Annotated in this window: 23 protein-coding genes and 2 tRNA genes; 14 read left to right on the top strand and 11 right to left on the bottom strand. The window is 59.3% G+C overall.

The annotated features are described in order from the left end of the window. The first annotated feature begins 277 nt into the window (after positions 1-277). Positions 278-4,084, top strand: a complete 3,807-nt coding sequence (locus DUT91_RS07490) for a vitamin B12-dependent ribonucleotide reductase (protein WP_114439783.1) — start codon at positions 278-280, stop codon at positions 4,082-4,084. 108 nt (positions 4,085-4,192) lie between these two features. Here the strand turns inward: DUT91_RS07490 and DUT91_RS07485 are convergent, their stop codons facing one another. Genes DUT91_RS07485 through DUT91_RS07475 form a run of 3 tightly spaced genes read right to left on the bottom strand, consistent with a single transcriptional unit; the run spans position 4,193 to position 5,544 of the window. Then, positions 4,193-4,828 carry an ATP-dependent Clp protease proteolytic subunit gene (locus tag DUT91_RS07485; RefSeq protein ID WP_114439782.1) on the bottom strand — a complete coding sequence of 212 codons (636 nt, stop codon included), beginning with the start codon at positions 4,826-4,828 and terminating at the stop codon, positions 4,193-4,195. Positions 4,829-4,873: 45 nt separating this feature from the next. Further along, the gene (locus DUT91_RS07480) at positions 4,874-5,233 is read right to left on the bottom strand and encodes an SRPBCC family protein (RefSeq protein ID WP_114439781.1); all 360 of its coding nucleotides are present in this window, start codon (positions 5,231-5,233) and stop codon (positions 4,874-4,876) included. Further along, positions 5,230-5,544 carry an ArsR/SmtB family transcription factor gene (locus DUT91_RS07475; protein ID WP_114439780.1) on the bottom strand — a complete coding sequence of 105 codons (315 nt, stop codon included), beginning with the start codon at positions 5,542-5,544 and terminating at the stop codon, positions 5,230-5,232. The genes DUT91_RS07480 and DUT91_RS07475 overlap by 4 nt, the downstream gene beginning before the upstream one ends. A gap of 98 nt (positions 5,545-5,642) precedes the next feature. Here DUT91_RS07475 and DUT91_RS07470 point away from each other — a divergent pair, with 98 nt between their 5' ends. Genes DUT91_RS07470 through DUT91_RS07450 form a run of 5 tightly spaced genes read left to right on the top strand, consistent with a single transcriptional unit; the run spans position 5,643 to position 8,864 of the window. Then, the gene (locus tag DUT91_RS07470) at positions 5,643-5,984 is read left to right on the top strand and encodes a hypothetical protein (protein ID WP_114439779.1); all 342 of its coding nucleotides are present in this window, start codon (positions 5,643-5,645) and stop codon (positions 5,982-5,984) included. After that, positions 5,972-7,390, top strand: coding sequence for a cytochrome ubiquinol oxidase subunit I (locus tag DUT91_RS07465; protein ID WP_114439778.1), 1,419 nt, complete (start codon positions 5,972-5,974; stop codon positions 7,388-7,390). The genes DUT91_RS07470 and DUT91_RS07465 overlap by 13 nt, the downstream gene beginning before the upstream one ends. 5 nt (positions 7,391-7,395) lie before the next feature. Beyond that, positions 7,396-8,403: a cytochrome d ubiquinol oxidase subunit II gene (gene cydB, locus DUT91_RS07460; protein ID WP_114439777.1), complete on the top strand. Its 1,008-nt coding sequence runs from the start codon at positions 7,396-7,398 to the stop codon at positions 8,401-8,403. Beyond that, a complete protein-coding gene (locus DUT91_RS07455) occupies positions 8,403-8,561 on the top strand; it encodes a DUF2474 domain-containing protein (protein WP_114439776.1) in 159 nt (52 codons plus the stop codon). The genes cydB and DUT91_RS07455 overlap by 1 nt, the downstream gene beginning before the upstream one ends. Positions 8,562-8,579: 18 nt before the next feature. Next, positions 8,580-8,864, top strand: coding sequence for an acylphosphatase (locus DUT91_RS07450; RefSeq protein ID WP_281032602.1), 285 nt, complete (start codon positions 8,580-8,582; stop codon positions 8,862-8,864). A gap of 90 nt (positions 8,865-8,954) precedes the next feature. On the opposite strand, the gene recJ is transcribed toward DUT91_RS07450, so the two are convergent. From recJ to DUT91_RS07425, 5 genes are all read right to left on the bottom strand, one after another. Beyond that, positions 8,955-10,748 (bottom strand): single-stranded-DNA-specific exonuclease RecJ, encoded by a 1,794-nt coding sequence (gene recJ, locus DUT91_RS07445; protein WP_114440145.1) that lies wholly within the window; start codon positions 10,746-10,748, stop codon positions 8,955-8,957. Positions 10,749-10,821: 73 nt separating this feature from the next. Beyond that, the gene (gene glpX, locus DUT91_RS07440; RefSeq protein ID WP_114439775.1) at positions 10,822-11,808 is read right to left on the bottom strand and encodes a class II fructose-bisphosphatase; all 987 of its coding nucleotides are present in this window, start codon (positions 11,806-11,808) and stop codon (positions 10,822-10,824) included. 174 nt (positions 11,809-11,982) lie between these two features. Next, complete coding sequence (locus tag DUT91_RS07435; RefSeq protein WP_114439774.1) at positions 11,983-13,299, bottom strand: homoserine dehydrogenase; 1,317 nt, start codon at positions 13,297-13,299, stop codon at positions 11,983-11,985. A gap of 49 nt (positions 13,300-13,348) precedes the next feature. Further along, a complete protein-coding gene (locus tag DUT91_RS07430; protein ID WP_114439773.1) occupies positions 13,349-14,569 on the bottom strand; it encodes an LL-diaminopimelate aminotransferase in 1,221 nt (406 codons plus the stop codon). A gap of 79 nt (positions 14,570-14,648) precedes the next feature. After that, a complete protein-coding gene (locus DUT91_RS07425; RefSeq protein WP_114439772.1) occupies positions 14,649-14,993 on the bottom strand; it encodes a hypothetical protein in 345 nt (114 codons plus the stop codon). Between the two features lie 112 nt (positions 14,994-15,105). Between DUT91_RS07425 and DUT91_RS07420 the strand changes: the two genes are divergently transcribed. The 7 genes from DUT91_RS07420 to DUT91_RS07390 all read left to right on the top strand — a co-directional run bounded on the left by DUT91_RS07420 (position 15,106) and on the right by DUT91_RS07390 (position 22,252). Next, the gene (locus tag DUT91_RS07420) at positions 15,106-16,938 is read left to right on the top strand and encodes a PHA/PHB synthase family protein (RefSeq protein WP_114439771.1); all 1,833 of its coding nucleotides are present in this window, start codon (positions 15,106-15,108) and stop codon (positions 16,936-16,938) included. A gap of 326 nt (positions 16,939-17,264) precedes the next feature. Next, the gene (locus DUT91_RS07415; protein ID WP_114439770.1) at positions 17,265-18,458 is read left to right on the top strand and encodes a YcbK family protein; all 1,194 of its coding nucleotides are present in this window, start codon (positions 17,265-17,267) and stop codon (positions 18,456-18,458) included. 81 nt (positions 18,459-18,539) lie between these two features. After that, positions 18,540-18,615: transfer RNA gene (locus tag DUT91_RS07410), tRNA-Glu, on the top strand. Between the two features lie 101 nt (positions 18,616-18,716). Further along, positions 18,717-19,424, top strand: coding sequence for a DNA/RNA nuclease SfsA (gene sfsA, locus DUT91_RS07405; protein WP_114439769.1), 708 nt, complete (start codon positions 18,717-18,719; stop codon positions 19,422-19,424). Between the two features lie 5 nt (positions 19,425-19,429). Further along, positions 19,430-20,257: a type I methionyl aminopeptidase gene (map, locus tag DUT91_RS07400; protein ID WP_114439768.1), complete on the top strand. Its 828-nt coding sequence runs from the start codon at positions 19,430-19,432 to the stop codon at positions 20,255-20,257. 90 nt (positions 20,258-20,347) lie between these two features. Next, positions 20,348-21,130, top strand: coding sequence for a RadC family protein (gene radC, locus DUT91_RS07395; protein ID WP_114439767.1), 783 nt, complete (start codon positions 20,348-20,350; stop codon positions 21,128-21,130). 285 nt (positions 21,131-21,415) lie between these two features. Then, positions 21,416-22,252, top strand: coding sequence for an ATP-binding cassette domain-containing protein (locus DUT91_RS07390; protein ID WP_114439766.1), 837 nt, complete (start codon positions 21,416-21,418; stop codon positions 22,250-22,252). Between the two features lie 30 nt (positions 22,253-22,282). Here the strand turns inward: DUT91_RS07390 and DUT91_RS07385 are convergent, their stop codons facing one another. The 3 genes from DUT91_RS07385 to DUT91_RS07375 form a co-directional block, all read right to left on the bottom strand. Further along, on the bottom strand, positions 22,283-22,588 hold the full coding sequence (locus DUT91_RS07385) for a DUF1236 domain-containing protein (RefSeq protein ID WP_114439765.1): 306 nt from the start codon (positions 22,586-22,588) through the stop codon (positions 22,283-22,285). Between the two features lie 157 nt (positions 22,589-22,745). Further along, on the bottom strand, positions 22,746-23,957 hold the full coding sequence (gene cml, locus DUT91_RS07380; RefSeq protein ID WP_114439764.1) for a CmlA/FloR family chloramphenicol efflux MFS transporter: 1,212 nt from the start codon (positions 23,955-23,957) through the stop codon (positions 22,746-22,748). 188 nt (positions 23,958-24,145) lie between these two features. Further along, positions 24,146-24,221: transfer RNA gene (locus tag DUT91_RS07375), tRNA-Thr, on the bottom strand. Between the two features lie 123 nt (positions 24,222-24,344). Here DUT91_RS07375 and DUT91_RS07370 point away from each other — a divergent pair. Beyond that, positions 24,345-25,118, top strand: coding sequence for an NAD kinase (locus tag DUT91_RS07370; RefSeq protein ID WP_114439763.1), 774 nt, complete (start codon positions 24,345-24,347; stop codon positions 25,116-25,118). The last annotated feature ends 20 nt before the right edge of the window (positions 25,119-25,138 follow it).

The following is a 25,138-nucleotide window of genomic DNA, read 5'->3' as shown; positions in this document are numbered from 1 at the left end:
CAAAATGACCAGAATGGTGCGTTAACACAACATTTAGTGTTTGCATCGATTATCAGCACCAGATAATGTAAGAATCCCGTATGCGGGATCATAAATATCAGGTGTCAGCAGATGGACCCACGCAGCGTCCTCAGAAGGTCCCAGACCGGATCGGGCGCGCGGTAAGGGAGAGCCGGTTTCGGATGCCCGAATCCGGATGCGGCGGACATGCGACCGGCCCGGCGTCAGGGATACAAAGACGCGGGAAAGTCGCTATATATAGAGATGGATGGGACCAATGAAGATCGAACGTCGTTTCACGAAGGACAATCAGTCGGCCTATACGGATATCGCATTCCGTAAGGCGACGAGCGAGATCAAGAATCCCGACGGTTCCGTTGTGTTCCGCCTGGAAGGCATCGACGTGCCGGCCCAGTTCAGTCAGGTTGCCGCCGATGTTCTGGCGCAGAAATATTTCCGCAAGGCCGGTGTGCCCACGAAGCTCAGACGAGTCGAGGAAAATTCGGTACCGTCATGGCTGTGGCGTTCGGTTGCCGATGAGGAGGCGCTGGCCGCCCTCCCCGAATCGGAACGCTATGGTTCGGAAATGGACGCAAGGCAGGTCTTCGACCGGCTGGCCGGTACCTGGACCTATTGGGGCTGGAAGGGCGGCTATTTCGATTCCGAAACCGACGCCCGCGCCTTCATGGACGAGCTTGCCTACATGCTCGCCACCCAGCGCGTCGCGCCGAACAGCCCGCAATGGTTCAACACCGGCCTACATTGGGCCTATGGCATCGATGGTCCCGGCCAGGGTCATTATTATGTCGATTGGCAGACCGGCAAGCTGACCAAGTCGAAATCGGCCTATGAGCATCCGCAGCCGCATGCCTGCTTCATCCAGTCCGTCGGCGACGACCTCGTCAACGAGGGCGGAATCATGGATTTGTGGGTGCGCGAGGCGCGCCTGTTCAAATACGGCTCCGGCACCGGCTCCAATTTCTCCTATCTGCGCGGCGAAGGCGAGAAGCTTTCCGGCGGCGGCAAATCCTCCGGCCTCATGTCCTTCCTCAAGATCGGCGACCGGGCGGCGGGCGCGATCAAGTCGGGGGGCACCACGCGGCGCGCCGCCAAGATGGTCGTGGTCGATATCGACCATCCCGATATCGAGGAATATATCGACTGGAAGGTGAAGGAGGAGCAGAAGGTCGCGGCCCTCGTCACCGGCTCCAAGATCGTCAAGCAGCACCTGACCGCCATCATGAAGGCCTGCATCAATTGCGAGGCGGATAATGGCGATTGTTACGATCCGGCGAAGAACCCGGCGCTCAAGCGCGAGATCAAGGCCGCCAAGAAGAACCAGGTGCCTGAAAACTATGTCAAGCGCGTCATCCAGTTCGCCAAGCAGGGCTATACCGATATCCGGTTCAAGACCTACGACACGGATTGGGATTCGGAAGCCTATCTCACCGTTTCCGGCCAGAATTCCAACAATTCCGTCTCCTTGAAGGATGAATTCCTGCGCGCTGTCGAAAATGACGGCAACTGGAACCTGACCGCCCGCAAGGATGGCAAGGTCCTGAAGACGCTGAAGGCGCGCGATCTCTGGGAGAAGATCGGCTATGCCGCCTGGGCGTCTGCCGATCCGGGCTTGCATTTCAACACGACGATGAACGACTGGCACACCTGCCCCGCCGCCGGCCCGATCCGCGCGTCGAACCCGTGCTCCGAATATATGTTCCTCGACGACACCGCCTGCAATCTCGCCTCGATCAACCTGCTTCCTTATCGTCAGCAGGATGGCAAGTTCGATATCGCGGCCTATGAGCACACGGCGCGCCTGTGGACCATCGTCCTCGAAATCTCGGTGATGATGGCGCAGTTCCCATCGAAGGAAATCGCCAAGCTTTCCTATGAATACCGTACGCTGGGTCTGGGCTACGCCAATATCGGCGGCTTGCTCATGACCTCCGGCATTCCCTATGATTCCGATGAAGGCCGCGCCATCGGCGGCGCGCTGACAGCTGTGATGACCGGCGTTTCCTATGCGACATCAGCCGAGATGGCGGCTGAGCTTGGCGCCTTCCAGGGCTATGAGCCGAACGCGGCCAATATGCTGCGCGTCATTCGCAATCATCGCCGCGCGGCCTATGGCGAAGGCCAGGGTTATGAAGGACTTGCCGTCAATCCCGTGCCGCTCAAGGCGGAGGATTGCCCGGATCAGGCGCTGATCGAACATGCGAAGGCTGCCTGGGACAAGGCGCTGGAGCTTGGTCAGAAGCACGGCTACCGCAATGCCCAGACGACGGTGATCGCCCCGACCGGCACGATAGGCCTCGTCATGGATTGCGACACCACCGGCATCGAGCCCGACTTCGCGCTGGTGAAGTTCAAGAAGCTCGCCGGCGGCGGCTACTGGAAGATCATCAACCGCGCCGTGCCGGAAGCCTTGCGTACCCTTGGTTACTCCGAAAGCCAGATCGCCGAGATCGAGGCCTATGCCGTCGGCCATGGCAATCTGAACCAGGCGCCTGCGATCAACCCCGGCTCGCTCAAGGCCAAGGGCTTCACCGATGAGAAGATCGAGGCGCTGAACGGCGCGCTGAAATCCGCCTTCGACATTAAGTTCGTCTTCAACCAGTGGACGCTCGACGCCGACTGGCTAAAGGAGACTTTCGGCTTCACCCAGGAACAGCTCGACGATTTCTCCTTCGAGCTTCTGCCGGCCCTCGGCTTCTCCAAGAAGGACATCGAGGCCGCCAACATCCATGTCTGCGGCGCCATGACCCTGGAAGGCGCGCCCTTCCTGAAGGAAGAGCATTATCCGGTTTTCGATTGCGCCAATCCGTGTGGCAAGGTCGGCAAGCGCTATCTCTCGGTCGATAGCCATATCCGCATGATGGCGGCCGCCCAGCCCTTCATATCGGGCGCGATCTCCAAGACGATCAACATGCCGAACGAGGCGACCGTCGAGGATTGCAAGAGCGCCTACATGCTGTCCTGGAAGCTGGCGCTCAAGGCCAATGCGCTCTATCGCGACGGCTCCAAGCTCTCGCAGCCGCTCAACTCATCCCTCATCGCCGATGACGAGGATGATGATGACGATGCCATGGAGACGCTGATCGAAGCGCCCGCCAGCGCCCGTGCGGTGCAGATCACTGAAAAGATCGTCGAGCGGATCGTCGAGAAGGTGGTGCGCGAGCGTGAGAAGCTGCCGAACCGCCGCCAGGGCTATACTCAGAAAGCCGTGGTCGGCGGGCACAAGGTCTATCTCAGGACTGGCGAATTCGGCGATGGCCGTATTGGCGAGATCTTCATCGATATGCACAAGGAAGGCGCCGCCTTCCGCGCGATGATGAACAATTTCGCCATCGCTATCTCGCTCGGCCTCCAATATGGCGTGCCGCTGGAGGAATATGTGGAGGCGTTCACCTTCACCAAGTTCGAGCCGGCCGGTATCGTCCAGGGCAATGACGCGATCAAGAACGCCACGTCGATCCTCGACTATGTGTTCCGTGAGCTCGCAGTCTCCTATCTCGGCCGCCATGACCTTGCGCATGTCGATACGACCGATTTCTCCAACACGGCGCTCGGCAAGGGCATTCAGGAAGGCAAGACCAATCTGCTTTCGACCGGCTGGACACGCGGCTACAAGCCGACGCTGGTCTCCGGCAGCACCGAGCCCAAGGGATCGGCAACTCCTTCTCCGGCGGCAAAGCCCTCCCCCGCGAAAGCCAGCAATGTGACGGCGCTGAAATCCGCTCCCTCGGCAAGTGCTGTCTCCGGTAACCGCCCGGCCATCGGCCTCGTGACCGACGGCGCCACCGCGTTCAAGCGCGATTACGAGGAACATGCCGCGGGCTTTGCCGAAGACGCCCCAGAGGACGCGACTGCGCTCTTCTCCGATCAGGCCGAAGCCGAGGCCGCGAGCGCCAAGGCGGAGGCCCAGAATGAGGCCAAGAAGATCGAGGCCGATCGTCGGATAAAGTCGATGATGCAGGGCTATACGGGCGACAGTTGCTCTGAATGCCAGAACTTCACCATGGTACGCAACGGCACCTGCCTGAAATGCGATACCTGCGGCGCGACAAGCGGCTGCAGCTGATCATCCAGGAGAATTGATGAGGAGGGCAATATAGTTTGTCCTCCTCCACCTCCGCAGCGGAGGCTTCCTTTCACGCGTCACCGGCAAATTCGTGCGTGATCAGGCATTTCACTTTGATGCTATATCCCCTGATTTTACGTCGCTATTTTCTTCCCGCACCTGAAGGATGCGGTCGATCAGGCCCCATTTCAGGGCTTCGTCAGCGGTCATGAAACGGTCGCGGTCGAGCGCGCGTTCCACCTCTTCATAGGTGCGCCCGCAATGCTCAGCGTAGAGCCTCGTTATCCGTTGCTTGCTTCGCTGGATTTCCTCGGCATGAATGAAAACATCGGAGGCCTTTCCCTGAAAGCCACCGGATGGCTGATGAACAAGCAAGCTTGCATTGGGCAGCGCCGCCCGCTCGCCGGGCTCGCCCGCCATCAACAGGAATGATCCCATCGAATAGGCTGTTCCCATGCACAATGTATGCACCGGCGCCTTGATATATCGCATGGTGTCATACATCGCGAAACCGCTTGTAATAACACCGCCGGGTGAATTGATATAAAGCTGGATAGGCCTCTTCGGATTCTCGGCTTCCAGGAACAGTAGCTGCGCGCAGACCAGCGACGACACGGTATCGTTCACTTCTCCGTTGAGAAATATGATTCTTTCACGCAAAAGCCGCGAATAGATGTCGAAGGACCGTTCTCCCCTGCTGGACTGTTCGACGACCATAGGGACGAGTTGCATCGCTTCGCGCATGGCGAATTCCTTTCTTCCAGAAATATCTGTTGTCAGGTGGAGGCGTCAGGCGGCGCGCATGAGGCACGGCCAATTGTTGTTCGCGGCCCTCGGTGGCTGACGTTCCAGCCGTGCGTCCGCCAACCCATGGATGATCTTAAGCGTAGTGCCGCCAACGGCATTGCTCCGGACCTGAAACGTCACCAAGCTTTCGAGAAAGGGCGCTTCGCCATCGCGCATCCTGTAGCGAATTTCCTCGCCCGGTGCGGAGGAGACCAGTTCCATGTCAGCCAGAGGTTCTTTCGGGAGCCATTGTTCGCGAAACGCGGGAATGCTGATCGCCCGCCAGACCTTTTCAGGTGACGCATCGAGTTCGTATTCGAGCACGAGATCTTTCGCCCGCGGGTCGGTGTCCATATCATTCATTGGTCCATATCCTTCAGCAAGGCTTTCAAAGCGTCGATTCGCGCAGGCCAGTAGGCGCGATACTTCGCCAACCATCCGGCAATCAGTGCCAATCCATCCGGATCGACCTCATAATTCACGAAACGACCCTGCCGTTCTTCCCGCACCAGTCTTGCCTTGCGCAGGACCGAAAGATGTTGGGACATCGCCGGCTGGCTGATCTCCATGCCATCGCGCAATGCGCTGGCATTCATGCTGCCAGTCGCCAGTTTCTCGAAAATCGCACAGCGGGTCGGATCGGCGAGAGCTTTGAATATGTCGTTCTCTATCATATCAACACATAAGCACGGACTTATTTCATTTGCAAGCTCGAGATATCGCAATCGCGATCAGTGCGCATCTGCTTGACGATTTCGAAGTCGGAGATCCCGTGGTAGAGATTATCGATGGTCGCAAGCTGGCACAGTCCCGCGTTACACGCCGGGACCTTTCTTCTTGGAAACGATGCTGTCCGCCAGGGGTTACGAAGCTGTTCTTCCCAACGGCAGATTTCTTCTCGACGTACCCGCTCCAGACGGGCATTCTTCTGAAATATCCGTCCGTTCTACCGATTCCAACGGATGACCTCCGAAAATACGCAGCCAGACTCGATTTCATCAAGATCGGCCAGATTGTTGGAGCCCCCATGTCAGCAAGCCTTATGACCACCGCCTTGTTTTCGGCCACCCTGTTTTGGAACCATGTGGAAGGGCAATCGGCATGTTCGGCCTGACGGCGCTGGAGCTGGCGCGTATCCAGTTTGGTTTCACCATCTCGTTCCACATCATCTTTCCAGCGATCACGATCGGTCTGGCGAGCTATCTGGTCGTCCTCGAAGGGCTCTGGCTGTGGAAGCGCGAGAGCGTCTATCGCGACCTCTATCATTTCTGGTCGAAGGTCTTCGCCATCAACTTTGCCATGGGCGTCGTTTCCGGATTGGTCATGGCCTATCAGTTCGGCACCAACTGGAGCTATTTCTCGTCATTCGCCGGCGGCATCACCGGTCCGCTTCTGGCCTATGAGGTGTTGACGGCGTTCTTCCTCGAGGCGGGTTTTCTCGGCGTTATGCTGTTCGGCTGGAACAAGGTCGGCCCGGGCCTGCACTGGTTTTCCACGATCATGGTGGCCGGCGGGACGCTCATCTCCACCTTCTGGATTCTCGCTTCCAACAGCTGGATGCAGACGCCGCAGGGCTTCGAGATCATCGATGGCCGGGTGGTCCCCGTCGATTGGCTGAAAGTCATCTTCAACCCGTCCTTCCCCTACCGGCTGGCGCATATGACGGTCGCGGCCTATCTCGCCACCGCGCTCTTCGTCGGCGCTTCCGGCGCATGGCACCTGCTTCGCGGTCACAATACGCAGGCGACCCGCACCATGCTCTCGATGGCGATGTGGATGGTGGCCATCGTCGCGCCGATCCAGATCGCCATCGGCGACGCCCACGGGCTGAACACGCTGAAGCACCAGCCTGCCAAGATCGCCGCGCTCGAGGGCCATTGGGAGAACAAGCCTGGGGAAGGCCTTCCGCTCATCCTGTTCGGCCTGCCAGACATGGAGGCCGAGACGACGCGCTACGCCGTGCAGATACCCGATATAGGCAGTCTCATCCTCACGCATGAATGGGGCGGCACGATTCCGGGCCTGAAGGAATTCGCCAAGGAGGACCGCCCCAACGCGACCATCGTGTTCTGGACCTTCCGCATCATGGTGGGACTGGGCTTTCTCATGCTCTTCCTCGGTCTGACCAGCCTGTGGCAGCGCTATAGAGGGAGCTTGTACAAGTCGAAGCTGTTCCTGCGTTTCGCGCTTGCCATGGGACCGGCAGGCCTCATCGCGATTCTGGCCGGATGGTACACCACCGAAATCGGCAGGCAGCCCTGGGTGGTCTATGGCGTCATGCGAACCAGGGATGCCGTATCGGACCATTCGGCGCTGGCCATGTCGACCACGCTCGGCCTGTTCATCGTCATGTATTTCGTCGTCTTCGGCACGGGTGTGAGCTACATGCTGAAGCTGGTGGCGAAAGGTCCCGGTACGTTCGAGGACAGCAGGGAACATGGCCAGACGGAGCGTCCGGCGCGGCCGCTCTCGGCCGCTCCCGATCATATCGATCCTGCTCCCGGAAAACGTGAGGATTAAAAATCATGGGTATCGATCTTCCGCTTATCTGGGCCATCATCATCGGCTTCGGCCTGATGATGTATGTCATCATGGACGGTTTCGATCTCGGGATCGGCATCATCTTCCCCTTCGTGCGCGACCGCACCGACCGCGACACGATGGTCAACACCGTCGCGCCCGTATGGGACGGCAACGAGACATGGCTCGTGCTCGGCGGCGCGGGTCTGCTGGCTGCGTTTCCGCTGGCCTATTCCATTGTCCTCAGCGCTCTCTACTTGCCGCTGGTGACGATGCTTGCCGGACTGATCTGGCGAGGCGTCGCCTTCGAATTCCGCTTCAAATCGGATGAATCGCATAAGCCGTTCTGGGACAAGGCCTTTGCCTGGGGCTCCTATATCGCGACCTTCTCGCAAGGCATGATCATCGGATCATTCATCAACGGCTTCACCGTCGTCAATGGCGGCTATCACGAGGGTGCGCTCGCCTGGATAACCCCGTTCAGCATTTTCACAGGCGCAGCCCTTGTCGTCGCCTATGCGCTGCTCGGATGCACATGGCTGATCATGAAGACCGAGGGACCGCTGCAGCAGCAGATGCGGGCGTTCGCATGGCCGGGCACGCTCGCCCTGCTCGTCATGATCGGCATTGTCAGCATCTGGACGCCGCTCATCCATCCCAGCGTCGCCGCCCGCTGGTTCTCGATGCCGAACATGCTCTATTTCGCGCCGGTTCCAGTGCTGGTGCTCGCCGTGACATACCTGATGCTGCGCGTGCTTCGCGGCGAGCCCCACGCCTCACCGTTCCTGTTGACGCTACTGCTCCTGTTCCTGGGTTATAGCGGTCTTGCCATCAGCCTTTGGCCGAACATCATCCCGCCCTCCATTTCCATCTGGGATGCCGCCGGTCCGCCCCAAAGCCTGGGTTTCACCCTGGTGGGCGCGCTGTTCATCATTCCCTTCATTCTCGCCTATACCGCGTGGTCCTATTACGTCTTCCGCGGCAAGGTTAAAGCCGGCGAGGGTTATCACTGATGCCCCAAAGTCCGAGGTCAAGCTCGCCGACAGCAAGGGGGCTCTGGTTGCGCCGTGTCGGATGGCTGGTGCTCATATGGGCGGCCAGTGTGGCTGCGCTCGCCGTGGTGGCTGGACTGTTTCGCATGTTCATGAGCTTCGCCGGCCTGACCGTGTGATATCGGAGGGAGGAAAGATTGAATCGCGATTATACGGCAATGCAGGTGCGGATTACTGGAAAGGTCCAGGGCGTCAGCTTCCGCGTCTGGACCCGTACCGAAGCCCAGAAACTCGGCTTGGCCGGCTGGGTGCGTAATGAAGAGGACGGTTCTGTAAAAGCTTTCATCGTGGGGCCGGAATCGGCTGTTTCGACCATGCTAAGGCGGCTGCGGCAAGGCCCATCCGGCGCATCCGTCACCGACGTCGTTTGGGAGAAGGCCGATCCCGGTGAGTTGCCGCAGAGTTTCAACATAACGGATTAGACATAGCAGACCCTTATGCGCCTCAACGATACCCTGTTATTCGCGGTTCGAATATGATTGTCGAGATCGTTCCCGTCTGACGCGCGCGAGCTAAACCGCGACCGCCGCGTCGACTATCCGTATCTGTGTCGAAGACGATCCGTTCCAATGGTTGATCGAAAGATTGCCGGCGACGTGGATCGACCGGCCCGATTGCTTCAACAGGAAATCACCGAGCAGGCTGCCCCCGGCACGAAACGCAATGGCGTTGACGCGTTTTCCGTCGGCGCCGGCGAGGACTGCACGGATGTGGTCCTTGCCGACGACGCCAGCCTGGACAAGGCGATGATGCGGCAGGACCAGCACCGGTTGCGGGTGGCCCGAGCCGTAAGGTCCCGCCTTTTCCAGCGCATCATGCAGGGCAAGCGTCGCGCCGGCGGCAGAGAGCGCGCCATCGATCGCGAGGCTTTGATTGTCGCGCAGCTTGGCGACGGCTATGCCCGCCACCTCTTCGAAATAGGCCCGCAAAGCGCCGAGCTTGTCGCGCTCCACGGTGATGCCCGCCGCCATGGCATGGCCGCCGCCCTTGACGAGCAGGCCCTTTTCCACGGCGCCACGCACGATCCGTCCCAGATCGAAACCAGCAATCGACCGGCCAGACCCGGTGCCGATGTTGTTCTGGTTGAAGGCAATGGCGAAGGCCGGACGGCGCGCCCGCTCCTTCAACCGTGCGGCCAGGAGGCCGACAATGCCGGGATGCCAGGTCTCGCTGGCGGTGACGATGACCGCCGGCCCCTCCCCGCCACCGATCTCGATGGCGGCCTCGGCTTCCGCCTCGGCGAGCATCTGCACTTCCATCGCCTGGCGTTCCTGATTGAGCAAGTCCAGTTGCTGTGCAATGCGTTCCGCCGCGACCGGATCGTCGAGCGTCAGGAGGCGCGCGCCAAGCCCTGCATCGCCGATGCGCCCTCCGGCATTGATGCGCGGCCCGATGAGGAATCCCAGATGAAAGCTGTTCAACGGCTCGCCGATCCGCGAGACCCGCGCCAGCGCCGCAAGCCCTGCATTCTGTTGCGCACGCGCGACCATGAGCCCCTTGATGACGAAAGCCCGGTTGACGCCCTTCAGCGGCACCACATCGCAGATCGTCGCAAGCGCGACGAGATCGAGCAGGCTGAGAAGATCAGGCGCGCTGATATCACTGGCGATTCGTCTTTCCCGCAATGTCCGAAGCACCTGCACCAGCGTCAGGAACACGACACCTGCGGCGCAGAGATGCCCCTGCCCCGATATGTCGTCCTCGCGATTGGGATTGACGACGGCAAAGGCCGCCTGCGGCAAGGCGCCGCCGACCTGATGGTGGTCGAGGACGATGACGTCACTGCCCACCTCTCGCGCCGCCTCGATGGCCGCCGCGCTGTTGGTCCCGCAATCGACGGTGACGATCAGCGATGCGCCTTTGCCAGCCAGCTCGCGCATCGCCTGCGGGTTCGGTCCATAGCCTTCGAAAATGCGATCGGGAATATAGATGGCATTGGCGACGCCATAATGGGTGAGAAAACGCGACAGAAGTGCGGAAGAACAGGCGCCATCGACATCGTAATCGCCAAAAATCGCTATCTTTTCGCGATTGGCGATGGCGGTGGCGATGCGCGACGCCGCCCGCTCCATATCCGTCAATGATGCCGGATCGGGCATCAGCGATTTGATTGTCGGCTCGATGAACATCGGCGCGCTGTCGAGCGACACGCCCCGCCCCGCCAGGACGCGCGCCACGAGATCCGGCATGCCATGATTCTGCGCGATGGCGAGCGCCGTATTGGCCTCGCGCAAGCCGAGCCGATCGGTCCACTTGAAGCCGGTCACCGACTGGCTGACGCCGAGAAAGAGACGTTCGGAAATTATCGTGGCGGAACTTGTCATATCCCGTTCAAACACGGGAGGCGGCATCCGCGCAATGCCGCCACGCCGGACAATACTAGAATTTCGACATATCCTGATGGCGGGCCTTGATCTCACGCACCGTCTGCGAATGCGCGCGCATGACGATGGTGTGGGTCTGGATATAATCGCGGGCGAATTTGACGCCTGACAGCATATTGCCGTCGGTCACGCCGGTTGCGGCAAAGAGTACGTCGCCCTTGGCCATTTCTTCCATCGTATAGACCTTGTTCGGGTCGGAAATGCCCATCTTCGCGGCGCGCGCCACCTTCTCCTCGGTGTTCAGTTGCAGTCGCCCCTGCATCTGCCCGCCGATGCAGCGAAGGGCCGCGGCCGCAAGCACGCCTTCCGGCGCGCCGCCGATGCCGAGATAAATGTCGATGCCGGTTTCATCTGGGTCAGTCGTATGGATGATCCCGGCCACGTCGCCATCGCCGATCAGGCGGATCGCAGCACCCGTGGCGCGAACCTCCTCGATCAGGCGGGCATGGCGTGGACGATCCATGATACAGGCAGTGATTTCATGGACGGCAACGCCCTTGGCCTTGGCGACAGCGTGGATATTGTCGGTCGGAGAAGCGTCCAGATCGACCACGCCTGCGGGGTAGCCCGGGCCAACGGCAATTTTTTCCATGTAGACATCCGGCGCGTAAAGCAGGTTGCCCTTCTCGGCGATGGCGATGACCGCGAGCGAATTGGGCAGGTTCTTGGCGCAGATCGTCGTTCCCTCGAGCGGATCGAGCGCGATATCCACCTCTGGCCCCTGCCGGGTGCCGACTTCCTCGCCGATATAGAGCATCGGCGCCTCGTCGCGCTCGCCCTCGCCGATCACCACCGTGCCGTTGATCGGCAGGCGGTTCAACTCCTGGCGCATGGCGTCGACGGCGACCTGATCCGCCGCCTTCTCGTCGCCCCTGCCGCGCAACCGCGCTGCGGCCACCGCCGCGCGCTCGGTCACACGGACGAGTTCAAGCGTCAGGATTCGATCGAGGCCGTGCGCAGTCTGCTCAGCGGTTTTTGCCATATGGGAATGTCCTACTCGAATTTTGTTGCTGCATTGCATTGGAAGGTGGACCATAACAGTGCTCTGCAAACCTTTTGTCAAAGTCGCAAACGTGCTGCAAGGGCCGGAGAGCAGAATCCCGGCACAGCCAAAATGTTAATCGATTAAAAGGGGTTAGAGCGGACGCGACGCTGATCAGCCCGCGCGCTCAATGCGGATCATCTGGGGCTTATCGACGAGATGACCATCGCGCAGAATGGCGTCGAGCGCCTTCTTCACCGCCGCTTCCGTGGTCTCGTGCGTCACCAGAATCACGGTCTTGCTGACGTCGGCGGCTTTTTCCATGGGCGGGCGCTGCACGATGGATTCGAGCGAGATATCGTTCTCCGCCATGCGCTTGGCGATCGCCGCAAAGACGCCGGTGCGGTCCTCCACGGTCAGGCGGATGAAGTAACCGCCGGCATGCGAGCGCATCTTCGCCCGTTTATAGGGTTTGAGCGCCTTGGCCGGCGTACCGAACACAGGCCCGTGCTGAAAACCCGGACGGCTCTTGGCGATGTCGGCGATATCGCCAAGCACGGCGGACGCCGTGGCATTGCCACCGGCGCCGGGGCCCGAAAGCAGCAATTCGCCCAGTAGATCGGTTTCGATCGCCACAGCATTCGTCACGCCATGCACCTGTGCGATGACCGATGACGTCGGCACCATGGTCGGGTGGACGCGCTGCTCGATGCCGGTTTCTGTCTTCTGCGCGACGCCCAGCAGCTTGATACGATAGCCGAGCTCATCGGCGGCATGGATATCGGCAAGCGAGATGTTGCTGATTCCTTCGAGATAGATGTCGTCGGCCGCGATCTGCGTGCCGAAGGCGAGGCTCGTCAGCAAAGCCAGCTTGTGCGCCGTGTCATTGCCCTCAATATCGAAGGCCGGGTCAGCCTCGGCATAGCCCAGGCGCTGGGCATCCTTCAGGCAATCCTCGAAGGAAATGCCCTCGTCCCACATCCGCGTCAGGATGTAATTACAGGTGCCGTTCATGATGCCATAGACGCGCGACACCGTATTGCCGGTCAGCGATTCGCGCATCGCCTTGATAACGGGAATGCCGCCTGCGACCGCCGCCTCGAAATTGAGAAGCACGCCCTTGTCCTCGGCGATCTTGGCAAGCGCCACGCCATGTTTGGCAAGCAGCGCCTTGTTGGCCGTCACCACATGATGGCCGGCCCTCAGCGCCGCCTCGACCGCCGCCTTCGCGGCGCCGTCATCGCCGCCGATCAACTCGACGAACACATCGATATCGGCCGATTTGGCGAGCGCGACGGGATCGTCGAACCACTGCATGGCGGAAACATCCACCCCTCGATCGCGGGCGCGGTCGCGGGCGGAAACGGCCGTGACGACCAGTTCCTTGCCGCATTGTCGGTTCAGCATTTCGGCCTTGTCGCGTAAAATGCGTAGGACCGAACCGCCCACGGTGCCGAGCCCGGCAACGCCGATCCGCAATGCATCAGTCATGATCGTGCCTCTGAAACTATCCGAATATCAATTAAGCCGCACCACCGGATCAGCGGTGCGCGTCGAGCGGGATGACGTTGTGCAGGTTTTCATCCTTGGTGGCAAGGAAGCGCTTGAGGTTGCGCGCGGCCTGGCGGATGCGATGTTCGTTTTCGACAAGCGCGATGCGCACGTAATCGTCGCCATGCTCACCGAATCCGACGCCCGGAGCGACGGCTACATCCGCCAATTCGATCAGGAGCTTGGAGAACTCCAGCGAGCCGAGCTTGCGGAACCGCTCAGGAATGGGCGCCCACGCGAACATCGTCGCCGCCGGGGACGGAATGTCCCACCCGGCGCGCCCAAAACTGTCCACCAGCACGTCACGGCGGCGCTTGTAGATGGAACGCACCTCCGCGATATCAGCCCCGTCACCGTTGAGGGCTGCCGTCGCGGCCACCTGGATCGGCGTGAAAGCGCCGTAATCGAGATAGGATTTTACCCGCGTCAGCGCCGCGATCAGCCGTTCATTTCCGACAGCGAAGCCCATGCGCCAGCCCGGCATCGAGAAGGTCTTCGACATTGAGGTGAACTCGACCGCGACATCCATGGCGCCCGGCACCTGAAGCACGGAGGGCGGCGGTGTTTCGTCGAAATAGATTTCGGAATAGGCGAGATCCGAAAGAATGATGATGTCGTGCTTGCGCGCGAAGGCCACGACATCGCGGTAGAAGTCGAGCGTGGCGACATGCGCGGTAGGATTGGAGGGATAGTTGAGGATCAGCGCCAGCGGCTTCGGGATCGAATGACGCACCGCGCGCTCCAGCGTCGGGATGAAAGTATCATCCGGCTTTGCCTGGATCGAGCGGATGACGCCGCCGGACATGATGAAGCCAAAGGCATGGATCGGGTAGGTCGGGTCCGGGCAAAGCACGACATCGCCCGGCGCGGTGATCGCCTGCGCCATGTTGGCGAAGCCTTCCTTGGAGCCGAGCGTGGCCACGACTTGCGTGTCCGGATTGAGCTTCACGCCGAAGCGGCGGGCGTAATATTGCGCCTGGGCGCGGCGAAGTCCCGGGATGCCCTTGGAGGAGGAATAGCGATGCGTCCTTGGATCCTGCACGGCTTCGCAAAGCTTGTCGACAATGCCCTGCGGCGTCGGCAGATCGGGATTGCCCATGCCAAGATCGATGATATCCGCACCCGCCGCTCGCGCGCTGGCCTTCAGGCGATTGACCTGTTCAAAGACGTAAGGCGGCAGGCGGCGAACTTTATGAAACTCTTCAGACATTGGTCCTGGTTCCGTGCGGGGTTGAGAATACGATTGGCTATATACCTGTTCGCGTCGGGGGTCGAGGTGATCGATCGCTTCAGTTGGTTTCGGTTTCGATCTCTTTTATCGTCTCGTCGGCTGCTTGCTGCGCCTGCCTGCGTGCTTGGTCCAGTTGCGCGCCCGTCGTCGGAGGCGGTGTGGCAACGCCCATCTGGCGGGCCTTGTCGGCTTCAAGTGCCGATTTGAGTCGCGCAGTATCCTGCGCCGTCAGTTGCTTGGTTTCACCCTTCGGCGTGCGCCCGAATGTCGGATATGTATCCGTATTCAATGCACCTTCCTGGGGGGTGCCCTGAAATTCGGGCCCACGGGCGCAGGCGGCTAGCCCGGCGAGCACCAGCGATATCAGGATGAAGCGAATGGGCAGCCTTACGTGCTGTGACATAATATCTTAACCTCTGCAGGAACGGCGGTCCCAAACGAATTTTGGTTGTTGAACCGATAGCATCAACTCATGCTACTATGTCAATAAGAGCCGCCGGAGGGAATAGTACATCATGTCCGATCCAAGGGATCCCAGCGGGAAAAATCCTCCTGGCGAACCTTCTCTTGATGACTATCTCATCAAGGACCCGAGCAGTTTCGCATTAAACCTCGCACGTATGATCGAGCAGGCAGGAAAGGCTGCGTCCGCCTGGATAGAGCCGCGCGAAAAAGGGCTGAAGAACGATCTCCTTGCCGACCCCATGACCGACATGGTCAAGACGCTCTCCAAGCTTTCCGAATATTGGCTTTCCGACCCGGTTCGAGCGCTCGAAGCGCAGACCCGCCTGTTTTCCAGTTTTCTCGCCATCTGGACGAACTCCATTCGCCGCATGGCAGGCGAGACCACCGAAGCCGTCGTCACGCCCGACCCGAAGGACAAGCGCTTCCAGGACGAGGACTGGACGAAGAACGCCTTCTTCGATTTCCTCAAGCAGGTCTATCTCGTCACCGGAAAATGGGCGCTCGATCTGGTAGAAAGAACAGAGGGGCTCGACGACCACAGCCGCCTCAAGGCCACGTTCTATGTGCGCCAGATCATCAACGCTGCCTCTCCTACCAATTTCATCCTGACCAACCCGGAACTCTTCAAGGAGACGGTTGCCTCGAACGGCCTGAACCTCGTCTATGGAATGCAGATGCTGACCGAGGACATCATCGCCGGCAAGGGTGACCTGCGGCTACGGCAAGCCGATCACAGCTATTTCAGGTTGGGCGAAAACCTTGCGACGACACCGGGAAAGGTCGTGGCCCGCAACGATCTGGCCGAGATCATTCAATATGCGCCCACGACGGAGAAGGTTTTCGAGCGCCCTCTCCTCATCTGCCCGCCCTGGATCAATAAATACTACATCCTCGACCTGAGCCCTGAGAAGTCCCTCATACGCTGGCTGGTCGACCAGGGTCATACGGTGTTCGTGATCTCCTGGGTCAACCCCGATGCCCGCCATGCCGACAAGGATTGGGAGGCCTATATTCGTGAGGGCATCCAGTTTGGGCTCGATACGGTGGAAAGGCGGACCGGTGAGCGGAAGATCAATGCCATCGGCTATTGTGTCGGCGGCACCCTGCTTTCCGCGGCCCTCGCGCTGATGGCGCGGGAAGGCGACGACCGCGTAAAATCGGCGACATTCTTCACGACTCAGGTCGATTTCGAAGATGCCGGCGATCTGAAGGTTTTCGTCGATGAAGAGCAGATCAGCGCACTCGAAAAGGCGATGTTCAGCGAAGGCTATCTCGATGGCATGAAAATGCTGACTGCCTTCAACATGTTACGTTCAAGCGACCTCATCTGGCCCTATGTCGTCAATAATTACATGAGGGGCAAGGATCCCCTACCCTTCGATCTTCTCTACTGGAATGCCGATGCCACGCGCCTGAGCGCGGCCAATCACTCGTTCTACCTGCGCAACTGCTATCTCGAAAACCGGCTGTCACGCGGGAAGATGGTGCTGGCGGGGCATAGGATATCGCTCGCCGACATCAATATCCCGATCTACAGCCTGGCCGCGAAGGAGGACCACATAGCACCAGCGCCTTCGGTTTTCACCGGGAGCCAGTGCTTCGGCGGCGACGTCACCTATGTCCTTGCGGGTTCCGGCCACATTGCCGGCGTTATCAATCCGCCCCAAAAACGGAAATATCAATATTGGACCGGCGGCAAGGCTGAAGGAGATCTTCAGGACTGGCTTAATAACGCCCAAGAACATCCCGGATCATGGTGGCCTCACTGGCAAGAATGGATAGAAAATAAAGGCGCAAAAAAAGTATTTCCGAGGCATATTCAAAGTAATGACTCCGACGTGCTCGATGATGCGCCTGGATTTTACGTAAGATTACACACCTGAAACTATTCGTGATGGGAATGCCAATGTCAGGTTTGTGACAGCGGGCTTTTTCCCGTATTCTCACCTTAGCTAAAATTGCCGTACTTTTAAGGTGACATAAGGGCCCCGCCAGGGAGACCAGGGGACGGATTGCGATTTATCATGAAACGTAATATCAATCCCCCCGCGCTTGCCTCCCAATTAATTTGTGCAAGTGCTGTTCTTGAGATGGAATTTTCCAACTTCGGCCGATTCCGAACCAGACTTTCACAGGGTGTTTGCCCTCAAAAGATAACCCATTCGGACATGATGCAAGTCAGTTCGGAATAAAAGCCCCGGGGGATGCATTGAGCGGACATACCAAACAGTCGGGAGCTGGTAAAAACCGATCATTTGCATGGGCGATCGCCCTCCTTTCGGTCACCGTTGCCGCCTGTACGGCCACCGGCTCGGGCACGACGCCGCAATTGCAAGCACAAGGCGAGGCGCTGTCCCTCGTCGATGCCATGACCAGCGCCACGGAAACCGCCGAGAATTCTGCATCCACGCAGCCCGAATCCGGCAATACGGTTCTTGCTCTGGCCGATACGAAGAGCGCCACTCCCGCGGAACAGGGTCCAGCCGAGGAAGCTGCGACAGCTGAGAATGCCAAACCGGCTGCGGCTGCAAGCGATACCACGGGTGAAGTCACGGCCTCCGCGCCTGTTCCCCCGACCTCGCCGCCCGCGGCCAATGCGGCTGCTTCGGCAGCGGATGCACCGCAAACGGCAGAATCGAATGCTCAGGCAGCTGAAACCCAGGCTCCGGCAACCAAGGTTCAGACCGCTTCGCTTTCGACTTCGCCGCGCCAGGTCGCCTTCGCAACACCTGCGTCACCGGTCAACCGCTCCTCGCAATCGGGCGGTACGATTATGCGCCTCTTTTCCGACAATCGTCCCAAGAAGAACGAATCGGCGAAGATACTGGACAATTCGGTCGAGAAAAAAGCTGTCGTTGCGTCAGCAGCATCGAAGGCCAGTGGCAGCACCCCACGCAAGTATAACGACGCCCTGCCCGGGGTACGGGAAAATTTCGGTATCGAGATCAAGCGGCGCACCAGCATGGATGACGACAGCGATATCGATGCGCATGAAGAGGATGAGGCTTTCCCCATTCAGCTCGCATCGGCCGGCGGATTGGCCCGCCTGGCCCCGAATGGCCTGAAGAAACAGCGCGAATCGGTTGATGTCGCCTGCCTCAAACCGCAATTGGTGGCTCTTCTCAAGACGGTCGAGCGTCATTTCCGCCGGCCTGTTATGATAACGTCGGGCTATCGCAGCCCTTCGCACAATCGCGCGGTGAATGGAGCGAGGCGGTCATTGCACATGATGTGCGCGGCGGCCGATATCCAGATCGACGGCGTCTCCAAATGGGACATCGCCCGTTATGTCCGCAGCATGCCGAACCGTGGCGGTGTCGGAACCTATTGTCACACGAGTTCGGTCCATATCGACATCGGCCCCGAGCGCGACTGGAATTGGCGCTGCGTACGTCGCGGCTAACGGGTCGCTTTTTTTTGAAAAAAATCATTTTTAGCTGTTGCGGGAAAAAAACTTCCTCTCTATAAGCCCATTCACCGGCGGGCGCCCATCGTCTAGCGGTCTAGGACGCCGCCCTTTCACGGCGGAAACAGGGGTTCGATTCCCCTTGGGCGTACCAATCTTTTCAAGCGCTTAGGCCCGCCGGTTTGCTCCCTTTCCATGAAATGGCGAACTCGACGGCGGGTTGCGAAAAGCCTGATGCTCGATTAATTTCATCCTATGCAATTTATCCTGCCGATGGTTTCCGGGCGGCTCGAACGCCGCTACAAGCGCTTCCTCGCCGACGTCACGCTGGCTGACGGTCGCTTCATAACCGCGTCGGTGCCGAATACCGGTTCTATGCAGGGCCTCAACGCGCCCGGTTCTCGTGTCTGGCTCAGCGTTTCCGATGGCGGAAAGCGCAAATACCCCCATACGCTGCAGATCGTCGAGGCAGATGGAACGCTGGTCGGGGTCAATACCGGCCTTCCCAACCGGATAGCCGAAGAAGCCATCCTTCAGGGCATGCTGCCCTCGCTTCAGGGCTACGCCGATCTCAGGCGCGAGCAGAAATACGGGCGTAACTCGCGCATCGATATTCTTTTATCCGACATCGCCCGGCCCACTGCCTATGTCGAAGTGAAGAACGTGCATTTCATGCGCCAGCGGGGTCTTGCCGAATTTCCCGATACGGTGACGGCGCGCGGCGCAAAACATCTGGACGAACTCGGCGACATGGTAGAAGCTGGGCATCGGGGTATTATGCTGTTCGTCATACAGCGTAATGATTGCAACAGCTTTCGTCTTTGCGGGGATCTGGATCCTGCCTATTTCAAAGCATTCGATCGGGCTCGGTTGCGCGGGGTTGAGGCCTATGCAATTCGATGCCAAATAACGCCCGAAGGTATTGTCGCAGAATGCGCGGTGCCGATCGACGAACGGATATAAAGCCAATGGTTACCTATCTCGACGCGGCAAGCGCACCTCTGAAATTCACCGGCCAGATACGCCTTTACGATGCCGAAGCTTTCGAGGGCATGCGCAAGGCATGTAATCTGACCGCGCATTGCCTGGATGAGCTCGCATCGTTCGTCCGGCCGGGCCTGCCCACCGAGGAGATCGACCGCTTCGTTTTTGAATTTGGCGCGGATCATGGGGCCATCCCCGCTACGCTCAATTATCGCGGCTTCACCAAATCCTCCTGCACCTCGATCAATCATGTGGTCTGCCACGGCATCCCCAATGAGAAGCCGCTGCGCGAAGGCGATATCGTCAATATCGACGTGACCTATCTCCTCGATGGCTGGCACGGCGATTCAAGCCGGATGTATGCGGTCGGTGAAATCAAGCGCGCGGCGGAGCGCCTGCTCGAAGTGACGCATGAATCACTGATGCGTGGCATTGCGGCGGTCAGGCCAGGTGCGCGTACCGGCGCGATCGGCGCGGCTATCCAGACCTATGCCGAGGCGGAGCGTTGTTCCGTGGTCCGCGATTTCTGCGGGCATGGCGTCGGCCGGCTCTTCCACGATGCGCCGAACATTCTTCACTATGGATCGCCCGGCGAAGGCGTGGAAATGCGCGAAGGCATGATCTTCACCATCGAGCCGATGATCAATCTGGGCAAGCCGCATGTCAAAGTGCTGGCGGACGGCTGGACTGCCGTGACGCGTGATCGCTCGCTTTCCGCGCAATATGAGCATACGGTCGGCGTGACGAAGGACGGGTGCGAGGTTTTCACACTCTCGCCCGCAGGAATATTCGGCCCGAAGCCGACTTCCTGACAGGGTATTTCGGGGAACCGGGGATTTCAGCGAAACCCCGGGAAATATCCAGGAAAATTCAGCTATTAAAATTTGGGGGGACTGCGGGGAATGGCGGACGAGAAAGATCGCGAGGAGGGCTTTCTGGAGGAAAGTGCGCAGAGCAAGTTTGAAGAGCCGGCCATCGAATCCTCCTCTCCACTTAACGCGATCAAGCCATCCCGCCCCCATTATGAAGGCCATCGCGAGCGGTTGCGGCAACGTTTCCGGGAAAGCGGCGGTGACGCGCTGGCGGACTACGAACTGCTTGAACTTCTGCTCTTTCGCACCATTCCGCGTGCCGATACCAAACCGCTCGCGAAGGCGCTGCTTGCGCGGTTCGGCTCCTTCGCCGAGGTGCTGGGCGCGCCGGAGCGGTTGCTGATGGAGGTGCCGGGCTGCGGCCGCTCCATCGCCGCCGATCTGAAATTCATCGCGGCCGCCGGACAGCGCATGGGCCGCAGCACGATCAAGGGCCGAGAGGTGCTTGGCTCCTGGAGCAAGGTCATCGAATATTGCACCGCGGCCATGGCTTACGAGGAGCGCGAGCAATTCCGCATCCTGTTTCTCGACAAGAAGAATGGCTTGATCGCCGATGAGGTGCAGCAAGTCGGCACGGTCGACCATACGCCGGTCTATCCCCGCGAAATCGTCCGCCGAGCCCTCGAGCTTTCGGCCTCAGCCTTGATTCTGGTGCACAATCATCCTTCGGGAGACCCTACTCCGTCGCGCGCGGATATCAGCATGACAAAAACAATCGTCGATGTCGCCAAGGCGCTGGGCATCACCGTGCATGATCATATCATCATCGGAAAATCCGGGCACGCCAGCTTCAAAGCGCTGGACCTGCTCTAGATTTACAGTTTCGAAGGCCTGCACGGCAGGTTGAACGCGCAGCGATTGTTCGATGTCGCGGAGACGAATTTGGTGAATTCAGGGTCTTTGCTGACCAGCGCGCCGAAACCAACCGCAAAAGCGGCAAACATCAGGCACACGATAGCTAGCCGGATTATCATCACAGGCTGTCCTCATTTTGCCTGCCCCCAAATGATCTTGCGTCAACTATCTTAACATGAACTTTATGTTCGTGTTAACGACGGTAAACGATGTCCACAACGTTCAAACGACGGCAGAGCCCGCATGACCTTTCTCAATCCGCGATCAACCTCGGATCTTGCAAAACAGTCGTTGGGGATCGCCCCGGACGCACTCTATGAACTCGACAAGGTTTCCTTCGCCGTCGGCGGACGACAACTCCTGCATCCGCTGACGCTGACCCTGCCGGCGCGGCGCGTCATCGGGTTGATCGGTCATAATGGTTCAGGAAAATCGACCTTGATCAAGATCCTCGCCCGCCAGCAACAGCCGACGGGTGGCGAGGTGCGCTTCGAAGGCAGGCCTCTCGAGGCATGGGGAGACCGGCCATTTGCCCGCAAGGTGGCGTATCTGCCACAGCAGACACCGCCGGCTTCCGGCATGCTGGTCAAGGAATTGGTGGCGCTGGGGCGTTATCCCTGGCACGGAGCGCTTGGACGCTTCAGCAAGATCGACAGCGAAAAGGTCGACGAGGCCATTGAGCTTACCGAGATCGGGCCCATGGCCGACCGGCTGGTAGACACGCTTTCAGGCGGAGAGCGCCAGCGTGTCTGGCTCGCGATGCTGGTGGCGCAGGATGCCGAGTGCCTGCTTCTCGACGAACCGATTTCGGCTCTCGATGTTGCCCACCAAATGGAGGTTCTTTCCCTCGTCCACCGCCTGAGCCAGACCAAGGGGGTCGGCGTGCTGGTGGTGTTGCACGACATCAACATGGCCGCGCGGTTTTGCGACGAGCTGGTGGCGCTGCATTCCGGCCATTTGATTGCGCGAGGGACTCCCCGGGAAATCATGGTTCCCGAGGAGCTCCAGCGTATCTATGGTATCGCAATGGATGTCATCACACATCCTGCGTCCGGACTTCCGGTCAGCTTCGTCAGATAGCGTCTTGCTGGCCGAAATCATCGTTGCGGTCTATTCCCCCAGGTAGATGACCTTGCGATTTTCCAATGAAACGATCACCGGTTGGCCGTTGACATAGATGTAGCCGTATTGCGGCATGTCCGGCACCGGGCGCAGTTCGATATCCTGGGGGATCACGTATCCTTCAACCACGTCACCTTCGATGACCACGGGATCCACCGGATGCTGGATCACATATTCACGTACGGGTGGCGGTACTTCCGTGATGACCATGTCCTGGGCGAAAGCAGAGCCTGTCCCCACGGTCACTCCTGCAAATATCAATGCTGCGGATAGTGCAACTGGCGTTTTCATCATCTAGCCTTCCTGTTCTTTCCGAGCACCCCCGCAGCAGAACGGAATAACCCCGTATTGGTTCCGCGATCGAGCTTCAGTCCGCACTGGCTTCAACCGGCAAATCCTAGTCGTGGGATGCACGAGCGGCCCACATGCAAGCCGCTCGTGCGGAACAGCATCAGGCGGGTTGTGGATGCGCATTCCGGATATGAAGCCTCCGCAGCGCCCCCAGGGTGACACCCGCCATCCCGGCCGAATAGGCGACCAAAGGCCAGGCAGTGCCGCCACCAAGCAGGATCACGAAGCAGGTGCCGAACACACCTACGATGATGCTCTGGATGCAAAAGTGCAGGGCAACAGCCGTTCCGGCAATGTCGCCAAACTCCCGCAGCGCGCCATTGGCCGTAACCGATGTCGTGAACACGATTCCTATAGCCATCAACCACATCGGCAGAACGAAAGACCAAAACGACGGTGGCAGGAAGAGTTGGTTGAGAGCCAGCAAACCGGCGCCCATGACCAGCATCGCCATGCCGCGCGCAACGCTTCCGGCACTTCCCCATCGCTCCACGAAGCGTTTGGCAAAGCGCGTTGTGACGATCATGACCAGGGCAACGGTCGCAAAAGCAACGCTGAAGCCAAGTTCCGAGAATCCCGCGCCATCGATCAGCACCCGCGGCGCCGTCGAGAAGAACACGAAGAACGTGCCCATCGCGGTCCCAAAGGCAATTGTGTAGGTCCAGAACGTGAGACTTTCCAGCACCGGGCGAAATGCTGCCGCACGAGGCGTCTCCTGAACCAATCGCGTCTCATGCCATTTTGGCAGGACCAAGAAGAGCATCGCAACAGTGGGAATGCCGAGAGCGACAAAGATGGCGCGCCACCCCCACGCATCAGCAATGAGTGCGCCCGCAATAGGCCCGAGTGCCGGCACGAATGCCAACATCGCACTCATGAGACTGTAGATGACGACGCTTTCGGGCCTTTCGGCGTAAACATCCCGCACGGTGGCAAAGAGCGCCACCAGCATGGCTGACGCGCCTATGGCGTGCACCAGCCGGAGCGCTATAAAAACATAAGCCTGGGACGTTGCTGCCAAGGCAAATGATGCAAGGGCGAAAAGAACTGCCCCGCCGACGAGAACCGAACGACGGCCTATCCGGTCCGACAGTGGGCCGAAGACGATCTGCCCCACGCCAAGCATGACCATGTAGACGGTAAGGGTCAACTGGACCACGGCCGGCGAGGTCTGGAGAATTGTCGGCATCATGGGGACGACCGGCAAATATATGTCCATGCCGAGCGAGGGAAATATGTTGAATGGGGCCAGGAGCATCAACGCCACTGGCGGGCTATAGGTCCACAGCCGTGGTTTCTGAATGATAGGCATGACAAAGGATCCGCTCAAATGAGTGACATTTGGCGGCGGCCTGCGCTGTCGTGAATTAAAGGTTGAACCGAGCAGACTGCCGCAACAACAGGAAAGCGTTGTTGCGGCCTATCGGTCTGACTGCTTCGATCCCATGGCTTCAGGCCTCAGTGAATGGCGATAGCGATCAGCCATTGTTTTGATTGGTTTGGTGCCCCCGGAGAGACTCGAACTCCCGACCCCCTGATTACAAATCAGGTGCTCTACCAACTGAGCTACAAGGGCACTGTCATCGCGTTAGCATAATTGATCGATCTGTAAAATAAAAAATCGTATGGAAGGAGGAATGGCCATGGGGATTTCTCTGTGATAGCCAATACGCTCTGTGAACCTGCCATACGGAAAAACATGAGCCGGAAGATCAACGCCTTTTCCTTCATATCGTCGGATGCAGAGGAATCGGTGGAGGCGGCCCGTCGTCTGGCCGTGCTCTATGGCCAGGAACGCCCCGAGAATGCCGATGTGATCGTGGCGCTGGGCGGCGACGGGCTCATGCTGCAGACGCTGCACGATTTCATGAATTCCGGAAAGCCTATCTATGGAATGAACCGCGGTTCCGTCGGCTTCCTCATGAATGCCTATCATGAAGAAGGGCTGCGTGAACGGATCGAGGCGGCACATTCCGAAACCATCCGGCCGCTGATGATGCAGGCGGAATCGGAACTTTCCGGTACCGTTGCCGCTTTGGCCATCAATGAAGTGTCGCTCCTGCGGCAATCCTATCAGGCGGCGAAGATCAAAATCAGCATCGATGGAACGACGCGGCTCGAAGAATTGATCTGCGACGGCGTGATGGTCGCGACGCCCGCCGGCTCGACTGCCTATAATCTCTCGGCCCAAGGCCCGATCCTGCCGCTCGATTCACCGCTTCTCGCGCTGACCCCGGTGAGCCCCTTCAGACCGCGACGCTGGCGCGGGGCGCTTCTGCCGAAGGATGTGACGGTGCGCCTCGATATTCTCGAGGGCGAAAAGCGGCCGGTGAACGCGGTGGCCGACCACACGGAGGTCAAATCCGTTTCCTCCGTTACCATCAGCGAAGCACCTGATAAAACGGTCACGATCCTGTTCGACAAGGACCATTCCTGGAACGAACGAATCCTCACCGAACAATTCCTCTATTGAGGTTGAAAGCGCCTCGATAG

Source organism: Paramesorhizobium salinisoli, assembly GCF_003335045.1.
Classification (GTDB): Bacteria; Pseudomonadota; Alphaproteobacteria; order Rhizobiales; family Rhizobiaceae; genus Paramesorhizobium; species Paramesorhizobium salinisoli.
The sequence above is the reverse complement of the archived record's forward strand: the minus strand, read 5'-3'. Positions and strand labels throughout refer to the sequence as shown.